The sequence below is a fragment of the Terriglobales bacterium genome (assembly GCA_035567895.1).
GTDB lineage: Bacteria > Acidobacteriota > Terriglobia > Terriglobales > Acidobacteriaceae > Gp1-AA112.
In genome coordinates, this window is sequence record DATMPC010000104.1 from 32,410 (window position 1) to 45,302 (window position 12,893).

The following is a 12,893-nucleotide window of genomic DNA, read 5'->3' on the forward strand; positions in this document are numbered from 1 at the left end:
TTGCGGAAATTATCCGCTGCTCGCAGATCGCTCTTCAGAAATTCGCTGTTAAATTCGCTGATATTTCACTGTTATCCCTTGATCAGTGAATTTGTTGATTTGGCTTTCGTCCCGCCACAACGGTTGCGAGCCGCTGACAGTCGGCAAGTCCTCCTGCGCTTTTTAACAGTTGTTCCCTCCGTTGCTTCAGACTACTTTTCCCAACAGGTCGGGCGCTCCCTTCGTACATTGCGTTTGTTGGGATTGTTGTTCCGCGCAAACGCGATTGGAGACAATCATGATGCGGATGTTGCAAAATTCCACGAACCTCGGGACAAAGACTCACGCGAGGACTCCGGTCGCCATTCTTCTTCCGAACGATCTGAAGAGGCTGGTTCACTACGTTCGCACGGTCATCGAGCGGCAGCATTCGCACCCAGTGTCAGCCACTGAAGACCGAAGCGTTTTGCCGGAAGAGTTGGACTCGCGATCTTCTTGAGCGCTACAACTGAGACTAGTCCCTTGTAGATCGCCGAACAATCCTGCTAGCGTAAGATTTCCTTCTCGCCGATCGCCAACCACATCGATAATCGCAGGCTAACGCCAACTGTCAGCAGCTACACGTTAAGCATTCCAACCAGATAGGCTCTCGGCTGGTCCCAGCAAATCAACCGGATATTCTGGAGCTACCTTGTATGTAAGGAGCGACCAGGCTGTTGTCGCGGATTTTCCGTTTAACCGTCAGTAAATTCCGAGCAGGATGAGCGCCTGTTCACAGTGGGTGTATCGAAAGTTCATGTCCGCCGGTGGGTTTGTCTGCTAACCGAATGTAAACTGCCGATCGCAACTCACCGTCTAAGTTAGTGTTCAAGCTTTTTGGCTCTGGTGTGACACTCTGAAAGTGTCTCGAGGCGAGAGACTATGAAGTATCTGCAAGCGGCGAGTGCCACGGCGGCGTTCGCGACCCTGCTCTCTATATCTTCGTTCGCTGCGCTGGGCGGCGATGTCAACTCGGTTCTGTCTGATCAGGCGCAAATGAAAGCGCAGCGCCGGGTCACGCAGATGACAGCCTATTCCATCCATGAAATGCAATCTCAAGCGGGAACGACGGTTCGCGAGTTCGTTTCTCCCGAAGGCAGAGTCTTCGGCGTTGCCTGGCAGGGCCAGAGCCTACCGAACTTTCAGCAGGTGCTTGGTTCGTACTACGACCAATTCATACAGAACGCTCCACGGCAGCGGAAGCATGGACCGGTCACAATCCAGATGCCTGGGCTGGTTGTCCAATCTGGCGGTCACATGCGTGCCTTGACAGGTCGCGCTTACGTTCCTGAAATGGTACCAAGCAGTGTGAAGGTGGATGAAATCAAGTGAGAGTCAGTCTCAACCTCTTAAAAGTCATCCTGGCAGCTATTCTGGTTGTGCTTGCTTCTTCTTGTGGAGGTACTGGTTCCGGTTCGGGGAGTAGTGGAAGTACAGGCGGAGCCAGTACCGCCAACAACGTTGCCCAGCTGGTTGTTGACGCCGGTCCCGGTGGGATCGGTACAGTTGACCTTGCCTTTACCACGCTCACCGTATGTGTGCCCGGCACGAGCAACTGCCAGACGATCGATCACGTCCAGGTGGATACCGGTTCCGAAGGTTTGCGTATTCTCTCGTCCGTTCTGGCACTTCCTCTTCCGCAGCAGACTTCCGGCGCAAACACAGCGTTCGAGTGCACGCAGTTTGCAGATCTCACATTCCTGTGGGGACCAATCGCCACTGCCGACATCCAGATCGCCGGCGAGAACGCTAAGTCGGTTCCAGTTCAGATCATCAATCCTTCCACTGCAACTCCTGCAGCGCCTGCGGACTGCAGCTCCGGCCAAAATGGCAATCAGCCGCTAACCCAGGACAGCACCGTTTTCGACTTAGGAGCGAATGCGATCATTGGCATCGGCTCCTTCCGTCAGGATTGCGGAAGTGCATGTGCCGTCTCGGCCATACCTGGAACCTACTACGCATGTAACTCGGCGGGATGCGGCAATACGACGCAGAGTGTGACTGCCCAGGTGCAGAATCCTGTGTGGATGTTCGCCAGCGACAACAATGGCACCATCCTGCAGCTCCCGGCAGTTCCTGATTCGGGTCAGACGACCGCATCTGGCTCTCTGATATTTGGGATTGGGACTCAATCGGACAACGGACTCGGCAGCGCGATCGTGCTTCCAGTAGATTCGACGTTCGCGGACTTCACCGTGGACTTCCAAGGGACGAATTTCACTGACGTCAATTTCATCGACAGCGGTTCGAATGGATACTTCTTTTTGGATTCGGCTACCCTCACCAATTCGCCATTCAACATTCCTATGCCTGATTGTCCCAGCAGCAGCTCGTTGCAAGGCTTTTATTGTCCGAGCCCGGCGATTCCCCTTTCGGCATCGCTCATAGGCAGCACTACCGGTGGCACACCTATTGGAGCGGCTCGCACGATCAATTTCAATGTGGCCAGCGCGCAAAGTCTCTTTTTCAACACGAATGGGACTGCCTTCAACGATCTCGGTGGAGAAAACTCGGGCAGCTTTGACTTTGGCTTGCCGTTCTTTTTCGGAAGAAGCGTGTACACGGCGATCGAGGGACAAAGCACACCCGTTGGCACAGGACCGTATTACGCGTTCTGATGAACCAGCGGTGGAACCGGGTTTCGCATGAGATCTCTAATGCTCACATTCCTCGCGCTGTCGCTGTTGGGAGCAGCCACGCAGGAAAAAATCATCGCAGGTTCTTGATCAACACGACTTCGTTACCGTACTCGTTGTAGACGAGGGAATCGAGCATCTGATTGGCAAGATGGATTCCGAATCCTCCCGCACGGAGTCCATTTTTAATGCGAGCCGCAACGCTGGCCAGCGGATCTTCCATGCTGCTTTTGGCGTCCGCAAGTGCTTTTGTAGAATCGAAGCCGGCTCCTGGATCCCTGACGAAGTACAGGATCATGTTGTCGGTGCGCAGGTAGCCGACATCGACCTTCAGCGTGGGATTGAAACGGCCGCCATGTTCCATCGCATTAAGCAGCAGTTCGCGAAACGAAAGCAGCACGGTTTCCCTTACTTCCGTCGGAATGTCGATCTTTAGTTGATGGCCATACTGGAGTAGCCGCTCTGCCGCGACCATGCTGCAGCGCAGGCGCAACGAAATCCAGTCGGGCTTAGCGGAAATGACTTCAATACCATCGCTCCAGATCGGGACGCTTATTGCAGTCTCGACCATCGTGGAAAAGCTGCCATAGTCGAGCGGGATGCTGAACACTGCGAAGGCATGCGCGCGCAACGCTGCAATTACATCCTCGGCTGTAGTCTTGGGAGCAAGAATGATGACCTTGACGCCTTCTCCTCTCCATTTCTGCAGGCATTCCAGCAGCTCGAGGTCCTGATCCACCGTGGTGCGCGGACTAGTGATGATGAGGTCAAATCGCTCGCGAAACGCCACGTTCAGGAACTGATCCTGCGGGGTCTTTATCAAGTCGAATTCTGGCGAGAACTCGGCATGCGACATGAACTCGCGCAGCGCAGGATCGTCCACTGCAAGCACACGGCGTATTTTCGCCCGGGCGAGAATGAAGGTTTGTGGGGCAGCGCTCATACATGGCACTGAGTCAGCGCCCACCAGAATCGCGTTATTAAAGGCGAACGCCAACTGTCAGCAGTGACAGTTTCGCCATTCCAGCCAGCTGCGGGCTCGGCTGGTCCCAGAGATCATCAGGGAAGCGACGGAGCTACCTTATATATATATAAGGAGGGATCAGGCTGTTGTTCCCGCCGATTTTCCCTTAATCAGTCGGTAAATCCCCAGCAAGATAAGCGCTCCAATTACCGACATAATGAAGCCTGCAGATTCTCCAGGCCGATACCACCCAACGGCGCGACCCAGAAAACCAGCTAGCAATGAGCCGGCAACGCCGATCGCCATGGTAATCCAGATACCACCGGGGTCTTTGCCGGGCATCAAGAACTTGGCGATCGCACCGACGATGAGGCCGATGATCGCTTCCCAGAGCAGGTGCAGCATATCGATCCTCCAAATTTGCGAGTTTGCGCAGACGCGCCCATAACAACAGCAAAATGTCCGAGACATACTAATAGAGGTCCGAGCATTTTTGCTATCACTCCCGTTACTGACAGATTGCAGGCTCCCATCCGGAATGAACCGCTGTGTATCATTACAATGATTCGAAAATGCCCGAGCGCTTCCTAATCGCTGACTCGACTCTCGACGAGAAAATCTTGAGAGGTCACTGCTCAAAATGTGGTCAGGTGTTCAGTGAAGTGACTGCGGATGATCTGGGCACGGTGCAACATCAATTCGAAGTTCATCCGTGCATCGATACGCTGCGCCTGAGAAAAGGCTTGTTCCGAAACAAGCGACCTTCCGAGTGATTTCGCTTTCACTGTAGAACCTGGCGACCATGGGACGTGGAATCCAGATTTCCAGAGACCGATTCTCGCTCCCAACTGAATAATGCGCACCGTTCAGATTTTGTGAGCAGGGAGCCGACATTGTTGTGGAATCATTGCACTCGCAATTCCGCCGCGCCCACCGCGCCGTCTGCTAGAATGCCTGCCGTGAAACGTCGAACATTGCTCCAAGCGCTCCCTGCGGCGACACTCCTTCCGGCATCACTTTGGGCCACGTCTGAGCAAGATAACGTTAATCCGAAGCAAGCCTCGACCGTGGTCTACGAACTCCGCGTCTATCACGCTGCCCCCGGAAAGTTGGGAGAATTGCTGGCGCGCTTCCGCGATCACACCATAAAACTTTTTGACCGGCATGGAATCAAAAGTGTTGCTTACTGGACACCTGTCGATGAACCACAGAAGAGCAACACCCTGGTCTACATGCTCCAACATCCCAGCCGCGAAGAGGCAGCCGCCAACTGGAAATCCTTCCAAGACGACGCGGAGTGGAAGAGTGTCAAGGAAAAATCCGAAGTGAACGGCAAACTGACTGAAAAAATTGACTCCACCTTTCTCGCCCTGACTGACTTCTCCCCGCCTTTGCGCTAAACGGAGCACGGGGGTTCGGAGGTTAGGAGCAACACTTACTTCTCCGGCTGCAATTCGCCTACGCCGACGATCTTCGCATCGGTGCGAAATTTCTTGTAATCGCGGAATGTCTGTTCCGCGTCCAATTTGAAGCTTTTGAGCAGTGCAAGCCGGACGCCGATCTTGAACGCGAGCTGGCTGGGCAGCCATACCTCATCGTTGACCCGGGCCTGCTCGATCATGAAATGCGAGCCCTTATGGAAGCGAGCCAGGAATAATCCCCAGGAGACGGTGTCCAGGCACTCCACATCCATTTTTGCCATCTGCAGGTCGGTCTTGTCGATCCATATGCGGCCGTGAAACTTGGAGAGATAGTTCGCATACTTCATATGCGGAACAAATCCGGGACGCGGCTCGGCGGAGATCGCCCACGCTTCGCGTCCTCCCACCCGCTCTGTGCCCAGCAGGGTGAAGTTGTAAGCGTCGACGACCTCGCGTTCAAACTGGCGTCCTTCCTCGCGTTCTTTCTCTTCCTTTTCTGCCCGCTTCCTGCGGTCTTTCTCCGACTCGTTCCTGCGCTTGTCGATAATCTTCTGGATCTTCTCTTCTTCTTTGGCTGCTTCCTTCTCTGAAATCGGCTTGTCGTCTTTTTCGATCAGCCGTTGCACCTGCTCGCGATAAATGTTCAAGACCTCGTAGGTCTTCGTCTCGGTAGACTTGGTCTGCCCTTTGCCATCCAGATTGTGCTCAACGTCGCGCTCGATGTAGGTGTACTCACGCTGTTTCTTGTCGTTTTCGATGTCGTTAGCCGCCACCTTCTGGATGAGCTCCCTAATCTGGTCCTGACTCAGCAATCCTGGGACAGACGGCAAAGAGAGGCTGGCGGATTTAGCCGCCGCCACAGAGTCCGGTTCGGGATTCCCGCTCGGCTGAGCCGCACTTGTTTCCGGACTGAAGGCGAGCGCGGCCACGCACAGAATTAAAAGACAGAAACTCGCTGGCGAAATCTTCATGATGTTTAATCGGTGCATGGAGGCTTGGAAGTTCCCATATATTAAACGTTCGCTAACGGGATATCGGCCAGTATCGCCGACGATCATTCGAATATTCCTGAAATAGTAGACTGCCAGGAAAGCAAAGAATTAGCGTCCCGGAATCACTTTTTCCGGTGAGTCGCTCAACTAACTCTCGCGCGGATTCACAAGGATTTCTCGGATTCAGCTAGCTGCCACTTGGTCCGGGTGTAAGCAACGCGGAACCCCTGTCGCTCAGCATTCCGTTGGGAAGAGCTGCCCGGCTCTGTGCAGACCATCGCCAGGTCGCAGCCGGCGTCCAGCGCGAATCGGCAGCGACTCTCGAACAGAAGCCGCTGCGCACCTCGCCGACGCCATTCCAGGACGGTGCTGGCCCCTGCAAACAACGCCACTCCATCATGGATTGCCAGACTGCCGGTGGCAATCACTTGTCCGCCGCATTCCACCAGGAATGACGCGCTGTCTTCTCTCTCCACGCTCACGCGCATTAGCTCCAGCATCAGATCGGCGATCTCACCAAACTCACGCCAACCCTCGGCCGCCGTACGCGCCCACAAGTCGCGCTCTTCCGCCCGAGCGATCCGCACACGTAGAGATTCATTTTGGGCCACACCGGGATCGCGCTCCCGCAGCGCCATGAACATCACATTACTCAACTCAACCGGCTTGTAACCTCGTTCGTTGAGCAGCGGAAGCAATGCCTTGTCGCTAAGCGGACTCACTTCATGAAAGACAGGCGCACGCCGTTCCTTGAAGAATGATTCGATCCGATCCATGTCACCCGAGGTCGGCATCTGGAAGAGACCAAGACCGAAAGTCTGCGTGCAAGGGGAGCGCGCACCGTCATACATAGCGTAAGCTCCCGCGACCTCGATCCATGCCGCTCCCGAATCGGGAAACACCCGCGCCCGAGCCTCAACAAAACGCGCGTTGGCAACCGCCTCAGCCCGCTCCAGCCTGCAAGCCAGCGAGTGATCTGTGAAGAGATGGGAGGGCACGGACTCAAACACTAGCACGGATTCTGGAACCTCCAGCGTGGGTAGCAGCAATGTGGGTGCAGCAGGGTGGGGTGCAGCAGGGTGGGAGCCCCCGCATTTATGCGGGGACAACGCTTCAGCGTTGTAGAAACGAACATCACGTCATGGTTCTTGGGCTTTAGCCCCGGCACACTGTTGACACTGTCGTATACCCTCCCGAGCCAAGATTCAGGGTACACGCGATCTAAGATCCCGCGGCTAAAGCCGACGAATGGATGTACTGTGCGCATCACTCGGCTCAAAAGCCGAGCCCCCGCATAAATGCGAGGCTTCCACCCGGAGTCAGCCTGCAGACACCTACTTCCGCGTCATCCGCAACTCGATCATCATCCGCTCGCTTGCTTTGTCGTCGATCAGGAAATGACGATGCAGAAGAAGGCGGCCGTCTTCCTCCAGGTGCGCTCGCGCGACGGTCTTGCGTCCAGGACGCTCGGTGTCGAGGGCCGTGGCCCACAGCACGATGTTTTTGCCGTCGAATGTGCCGTCGCTCTGGCGGATCGACATCGTCGTCTGCCGCGAGTCATACCACACGGTTGTGAAGCGATTGGCTTTCGGATCGAAGCCGGAGATTCCCGTGCCCGTGCTCGTCGTCCCGTCAGCATTGACGAAGGTAAAATCGGACTGCAAAAACTTGCCGTCCTGGATCATGTACTGCTTGCACGTTGCTTTCGTTACGATCGGCTTCCCGTTTGCCGGGAAGAACGTCTTCACCACATCCCAATCCCCGGCCATTTGCGCGAGCAACTTCTGGCCAGCACCCGGCGCGTTCGCCGGCTCATATTGATTGTGGGTTTGCTGCGCGACCGCCGCAGCCGTGATAAGGAAGATTACTGCAATCCATTTCGTCTTCGTCATGGCACGAGATAATACGCGAACCATCGCGAGCACGTCTTCGAGGTAGCCGGGTTGGTTTCGGCAATTCGGTTTAGCTGAATGCTGCCTGCGTAGAGCTCACGCCTGTTTTTTGCTGGTCTCCAAATCTAAAGGACTTAGCATCCATGTCCCCGGCAGATCCCCGGGGAGATCCCCTTCTGAATCCCCCGGGGATGGGAGGGGATATCCCCTCAATTCCCCGGGGATCTCACTTCTGAACTCCTGCCGAGAACGTTCGCGGCATGCTCCGCCGCCCACAAAAAGCCACGGGACTCCTCGGCTGGCGGGCGCGACAGTTCGCATGTTCCGTTTCGAGAATCCCACAATGGTACAGCCCTGCAATTCATGGCATTCCCATGATGGCATGCGCAGCGCGCTCCAGACAAGCTTCGTCCGGTGCTCGCCAAATTTCTTCGCGCAGACACATCAACAACTTACAAGCCAAGGAAAAAATATTTGAGCAATCCGTTGCTCTACGGAGTTTCACCAGCCAGCTGTGGGAGAGTGTGCTGGAAAGAAGCCTCTGGATGGACAGATGGCGCACCCTTTGCTCATTTAGTTTCTTTCTTTTCTGTTTTGGGGGAGCCTATGGCAAAGCCGGCAAGTCTGTGTTCTTCTCGGTAAACTCCAACGAGAGGAGAGTGTTGGATTTCTCCGAGGCCAAATGCATCGTGCAGCTTCCGCCGGTATGGTCGAATGAAACCGGAAAATTCCCAAGCGGCGAAGCCGATCTGCTAGCAGACAGGGGCATTCGCGGCAAATCCGTAGTCTGGCCCGTTTCGGTCTTTGCCCGCATTATCAGAAAGTACTGGTCATCACGATCCCAAGCGCGGACAATGGTGTAACCACCGGCGGGGACGCGTATGCCTTTGACTGTTACAAGGTTCTCATCGGTGGAAAAAAGATAATTCTTGCGCTCGGTGGAGTACGTCACCGTGATCTTGTTCCCATCAGAGAATTTGCACTCTGCCTGCGTGAGACGTCCTGATGCGTCCTGAGCGGCGGCTCCAAGTGTGAGAAGAAATACAAGTGCCAGGAGTGTCTTCGCCTTCATCTGTGTCCCCCTAATTGTCAATTCATTGTAGTCCGGGAGGGGAGTAGCCGGGTGGCCCGGCCTTTTGGAACATCGCTTTTACCGGTTTGGAATACCAGGAGGCGGTGCAGGCTTCCAATCAACTGGGAATCCGGGGCACCCGGAGTTGCGATTGAGTTATTGCCCTTTCGTAACTTAGCTATCTGGCTCCAGGTGCGGGAATCGTGCAGACTAATACGATAATGCGGCAGACCAGCATCGGTAATTCACCGTGATGAGGCCCTGTTTCGATGGCTCCCCGCAACAATTCCTGGAAGATGCCCATCCTGCTCGGCTTCATGATGGCGATGGCCGTGCTATCAGCGGGTGCGTGGTTCTACCGAAATTCTCGAAACCAGCAAGCTGCACAGGCTCCCGCCAAACCTACGCCGGCGGTTCGGCCAGTCACCGCAATTGCGGTTGCCGCGCCCGCTAATACCTCCCCCACCGCTACGCCAGCGTCGATCTTGCCGGCAGCCCAGATTCCCGCAAGACCTCACTTTCAAGTCTCGGTTGATCCTATGCAGGAATTTAATGAGAACCTGAAGAATGACCTTGTTCGCCAATTGAGTCCGAATTTCCCGGATCTCTCGAAGTACCTTGGTGTAGAGGGAGATAAGGGCGCCGATCCCGAACTTCGCAAGTTCACCTTTCAGCTTCTCGACGGGGCCGCGAAGGTTCCAGAGAGCGATCAACCGGCAATGCTATTGGCAGCCGATCTGTTGGCCAGCAAGATCTGGTGTGGCGATGAGAATAAAGAAGGATGCGAGCAGGTTCGCCGCGAGTTCACTCAGCGTAACCTGACCTTCGCCCACCAGGAACTTGGCGGCGGTTTCTACTATTCCCGCGATCTTCTCTGGCGCGTCTGGCGTGATTATCCAGCCAGCGATGCAGGAGCGCGCGCGTTTATTCTTCTTCTGGATCTTGGCTGGGATACTAGCGGAGTCTGCGCCAAGGGGACTGATCAATTCCAAGAAGTAATTCGCCAGGGAGAATCCTTCCTCACGGATCGGTCCACGAGTTCCAATCGCGCCGTGGTTACTCTGCTTTTGGCGCAGGCATATACCTCCTGGTGGGCACTAAGCAATCAAACGTCCGGAGAAATGTCCGACTACGTCGACCCAAGACGGTATCAAACAGGAGCGAACGAGGCGCGATTGAAGGCGATTCATTACTTCGAATCGCTGCTCCAGATCGCTCCCAATACGAAACTCGCTGAATATGCGAGCCAGGCTCTTCCTCCGTTGCGTCTGGAGCAAGTTCCGGAAGAGTACAAATTCTTCTGCATCTACGACTAGGTGAAACCGCTCCCGCTTATTGACCCATAGTCCCGTAATGGGACATCTCCAAAAAAACCATAAAACTGGATAAATGAGCAGAACACAACAGATCGTCAAAACCCGCCATCAATAAACCAGTCCTATTTCGGAACGGACGAAAGAGTTCCAGTGAGGGGAGTGCTGTCCGAGGATGAACCCACAAAAACTTCGTAGTCGCCCGATGGGAAGTTCCAGCGGATATTCGCTTCGTCGAATGTCTGCAGGACTCGCGGATCGATCGCAACTGTGATGGTTTGCGATTCGCCGGGGGCTAGCGTGACACGCTTCCACCCGACGAGGCGTTTGAAGGATTCGCCTGCGTCTTTAGGAAGTCTTGCGTACACTTCGGCGATTTCCGTTCCTGCGCGTGTGCCGGTGTTCTTGACAGTAAAGCGCACAGACTTCGCGTTTGGATCAACGCTCAGATCCGAGTATGCATAGGTCGTGTAGGACAAGCCAAAGCCGAATGCAAACAGTGGCTGTTTGTGCTCCGCCTCATACCATTTGTATCCAACCTTCGAGCCTTCATCGTAGGGGACTGCATAGTTCGAGGCTTGATCCTTGGGCGGCCGTGCCGGGATCACCGGATGTGGAAGATCTTTCTCGCTCTTCGGGAATGAGATGGCTAATTTGCCTGTTGGATTGACGTCCCCAACCAGTACGTTCGCAAGCGCTTTATGTCCTGCACTGCCTGCGTACCAGGCTTCGACTATGCCTGCAACCTTGTCGATCCAGGGCATGGTGACAGCGGTGCCGGTTTCTAGGACAACGATCGTGCGAGGATTCGCGGCTGCTACCTGCTCGATTAAAGCATCCTGATTGTCGGGAAGTGACAGGCTGGGCAGGTCCAGATCTTCAGCCATCCACTGGTGGGCGAAGACAATTGCGATATCAGAATTCTTGGCGAGACTCGCGGCGGAGCTCACATCTGTTCCGGAATCGAAATCGATCTTCGTGTTCGGCAGTTTCGCGCGAAGAGCTTTCAGGGGAGAGGTTGGAAACCAGATGTGGTCTTGCCAGTGTGTTGCACCCTTGCCTGGGGGCATGATCGCGTTGCCGCCTGGCGGGTCCACCTGCGCCGATCCTCCACCGGAGATCATGCCGACATCAGCGTGCCCCCCGATGATCGCAATGCTGTGGACTTTGGAGACGTCAATCGGGAGCACCGACTGGCTGTTCTTCAAGAGAACGATGCTCTTCTCTTCGATCCGCTGCGCAACTTCCAATCCTTTTTCGACATCAACGACGCCCTTCTGCGGTGGATCATCGACGATTCCCGACAGAAATGCCGCATACAGAATTCGCCGCGCATGGTCGTCAATTTCCGACATCGGAACCTTCCCACTTTGGACCGCTTCTTTTAGCTTCGGACCGAAGTAGTCAGCCATGGGCTGTTCCTGGTCAAGACCTGCGGCAGAGGCTTTCTCCGTGCTGTGGGTTCCTCCCCAGTCGGAGATTACGAACCCCTTGAAGCCCCAATCCTTCTTGAGCACATCGCGCAAGGTGTATGAGTTTTCGCACCCATGGTCGCCATCGATGCGGTTGTAGGAACACATCACCGCGCCAGGATTCGCGATGGAGATGGCAATGTGAAACGCCAGCAGATCCGACTCCTGCATGGCTCGCTTGGAAATGACAGCATTGACAAAGTTGCGCCCCGTCTCCTGATCGTTCATCGCGTAGTGCTTGATGTCGCCGATGACATGTTGCGCCTGTTCGCACTTCATCATGTTCCCAACGAGGGTGCCGGCAAGAAGTGGATCCTCACCCGCGTATTCGAAAGTGCGACCGTTCCTCGGCTCACGTGCGAGGTTCACACCGCCCCCGAGCGTCATGTTGAAGCCTTGCGCTCTAAGCTCACGACCGATCACCTCGCCGTATTCGCAAGCCGATTGCGCATCCCAGCTCGATGCGGCGCCCAGGTTCGAGGGCATCGCCGTCGAATATCTTCCGTTCGCACCACTATCTCTCACACCGTATGCTGCGTCAGAAATGAGAAGCGGCGGTATGCCCAGGCGCTTGACACCCTCGACGTATCCTGCGCCGCCATTGCTGAGATGCGTGAGAGGCATCTGCCATTGTGCAGCGTGCGCCATTCCATTCCCATGCAAAAGCGCCAGTTTCTCATCTAGCGTCATCTGCTTTAATACGAGGTCAGCACGTTGTTCGGGGCTGAGCGTGGGATTCATCCACGGCCGCTCCGCTTCTTGGGCAACCACAAAACTCGCTGCGGTGATGACTATGGCAGGAATGAGCGAGAAAAGACGGTAGTAACCCGGATTGCTGTTGTGCATTTATCTCCCAGTCAGGGCCAGCAGTCCGGCAACAGGAACTCTGGCTGCAATACCTTTATAAGGCTGTTTCGATTTGAATGATCGTCAGCAGTGTACATGGAATTTTACCATTTACTAAATCGATTTTGTTCAGTGGATAATCGATTTATTGCTTGAGAAATCTGGCTACAGGATGGGGGCGACGGGTGGCGCAGCATTCTTCACTTCTTGCAATAAGAAAAAGTGGCGCCGCACTCTGCACGGCTGGCAGGGTACGCAAACGGGAAT

General features: G+C 55.1%; 11 protein-coding genes. 4 read left to right on the forward strand and 7 right to left on the reverse strand.

Features of this window, described 5'->3' with window-relative positions; translation table 11 throughout:
* The first annotated feature begins 900 nt into the window (after positions 1 to 900).
* Both VNX88_22170 and VNX88_22175 read left to right on the forward strand, forming a co-directional pair.
* Positions 901 to 1,350 carry a DUF2844 domain-containing protein gene (locus VNX88_22170; GenBank protein HWY71389.1) on the forward strand — a complete coding sequence of 150 codons (450 nt, stop codon included), beginning with the start codon at positions 901 to 903 and terminating at the stop codon, positions 1,348 to 1,350.
* A complete protein-coding gene (locus tag VNX88_22175) occupies positions 1,347 to 2,636 on the forward strand; it encodes a DUF3443 domain-containing protein (GenBank protein ID HWY71390.1) in 1,290 nt (429 codons plus the stop codon). The genes VNX88_22170 and VNX88_22175 overlap by 4 nt, the downstream gene beginning before the upstream one ends.
* A 91-nt stretch (positions 2,637 to 2,727) precedes the next feature.
* On the opposite strand, the gene VNX88_22180 is transcribed toward VNX88_22175, so the two are convergent.
* Together VNX88_22180 and VNX88_22185 are read right to left on the reverse strand one after the other, a co-directional pair.
* The gene (locus VNX88_22180) at positions 2,728 to 3,597 is read right to left on the reverse strand and encodes an ATP-binding protein (GenBank protein HWY71391.1); all 870 of its coding nucleotides are present in this window, start codon (positions 3,595 to 3,597) and stop codon (positions 2,728 to 2,730) included.
* Between the two features lie 159 nt (positions 3,598 to 3,756).
* Positions 3,757 to 4,023, reverse strand: coding sequence for a GlsB/YeaQ/YmgE family stress response membrane protein (locus tag VNX88_22185; protein HWY71392.1), 267 nt, complete (start codon positions 4,021 to 4,023; stop codon positions 3,757 to 3,759).
* 554 nt (positions 4,024 to 4,577) lie between these two features.
* Between VNX88_22185 and VNX88_22190 the strand changes: the two genes are divergently transcribed.
* Entirely contained in the window at positions 4,578 to 5,018 is a 441-nt protein-coding gene (locus tag VNX88_22190; protein ID HWY71393.1) for an NIPSNAP family protein, read from the forward strand.
* 35 nt (positions 5,019 to 5,053) lie between these two features.
* Here the strand turns inward: VNX88_22190 and VNX88_22195 are convergent, their stop codons facing one another.
* The 4 genes from VNX88_22195 to VNX88_22210 form a co-directional block, all read right to left on the reverse strand.
* Positions 5,054 to 6,010, reverse strand: a complete 957-nt coding sequence (locus VNX88_22195; GenBank protein HWY71394.1) for a hypothetical protein — start codon at positions 6,008 to 6,010, stop codon at positions 5,054 to 5,056.
* Between the two features lie 185 nt (positions 6,011 to 6,195).
* On the reverse strand, positions 6,196 to 7,047 hold the full coding sequence (locus tag VNX88_22200) for a hypothetical protein (GenBank protein HWY71395.1): 852 nt from the start codon (positions 7,045 to 7,047) through the stop codon (positions 6,196 to 6,198).
* Between the two features lie 318 nt (positions 7,048 to 7,365).
* Positions 7,366 to 7,947 carry a DUF1579 family protein gene (locus VNX88_22205; GenBank protein ID HWY71396.1) on the reverse strand — a complete coding sequence of 194 codons (582 nt, stop codon included), beginning with the start codon at positions 7,945 to 7,947 and terminating at the stop codon, positions 7,366 to 7,368.
* 580 nt (positions 7,948 to 8,527) lie between these two features.
* Complete coding sequence (locus tag VNX88_22210) at positions 8,528 to 8,995, reverse strand: hypothetical protein (GenBank protein HWY71397.1); 468 nt, start codon at positions 8,993 to 8,995, stop codon at positions 8,528 to 8,530.
* A 269-nt stretch (positions 8,996 to 9,264) separates the two neighbouring features.
* Here VNX88_22210 and VNX88_22215 point away from each other — a divergent pair, with 269 nt between their 5' ends.
* Entirely contained in the window at positions 9,265 to 10,311 is a 1,047-nt protein-coding gene (locus tag VNX88_22215) for a hypothetical protein (GenBank protein ID HWY71398.1), read from the forward strand.
* 122 nt (positions 10,312 to 10,433) lie between these two features.
* Here VNX88_22215 and VNX88_22220 read toward each other — a convergent pair whose 3' ends face one another.
* The gene (locus VNX88_22220; protein HWY71399.1) at positions 10,434 to 12,626 is read right to left on the reverse strand and encodes a glycoside hydrolase family 3 C-terminal domain-containing protein; all 2,193 of its coding nucleotides are present in this window, start codon (positions 12,624 to 12,626) and stop codon (positions 10,434 to 10,436) included.
* Positions 12,627 to 12,893: the final 267 nt, after the last annotated feature.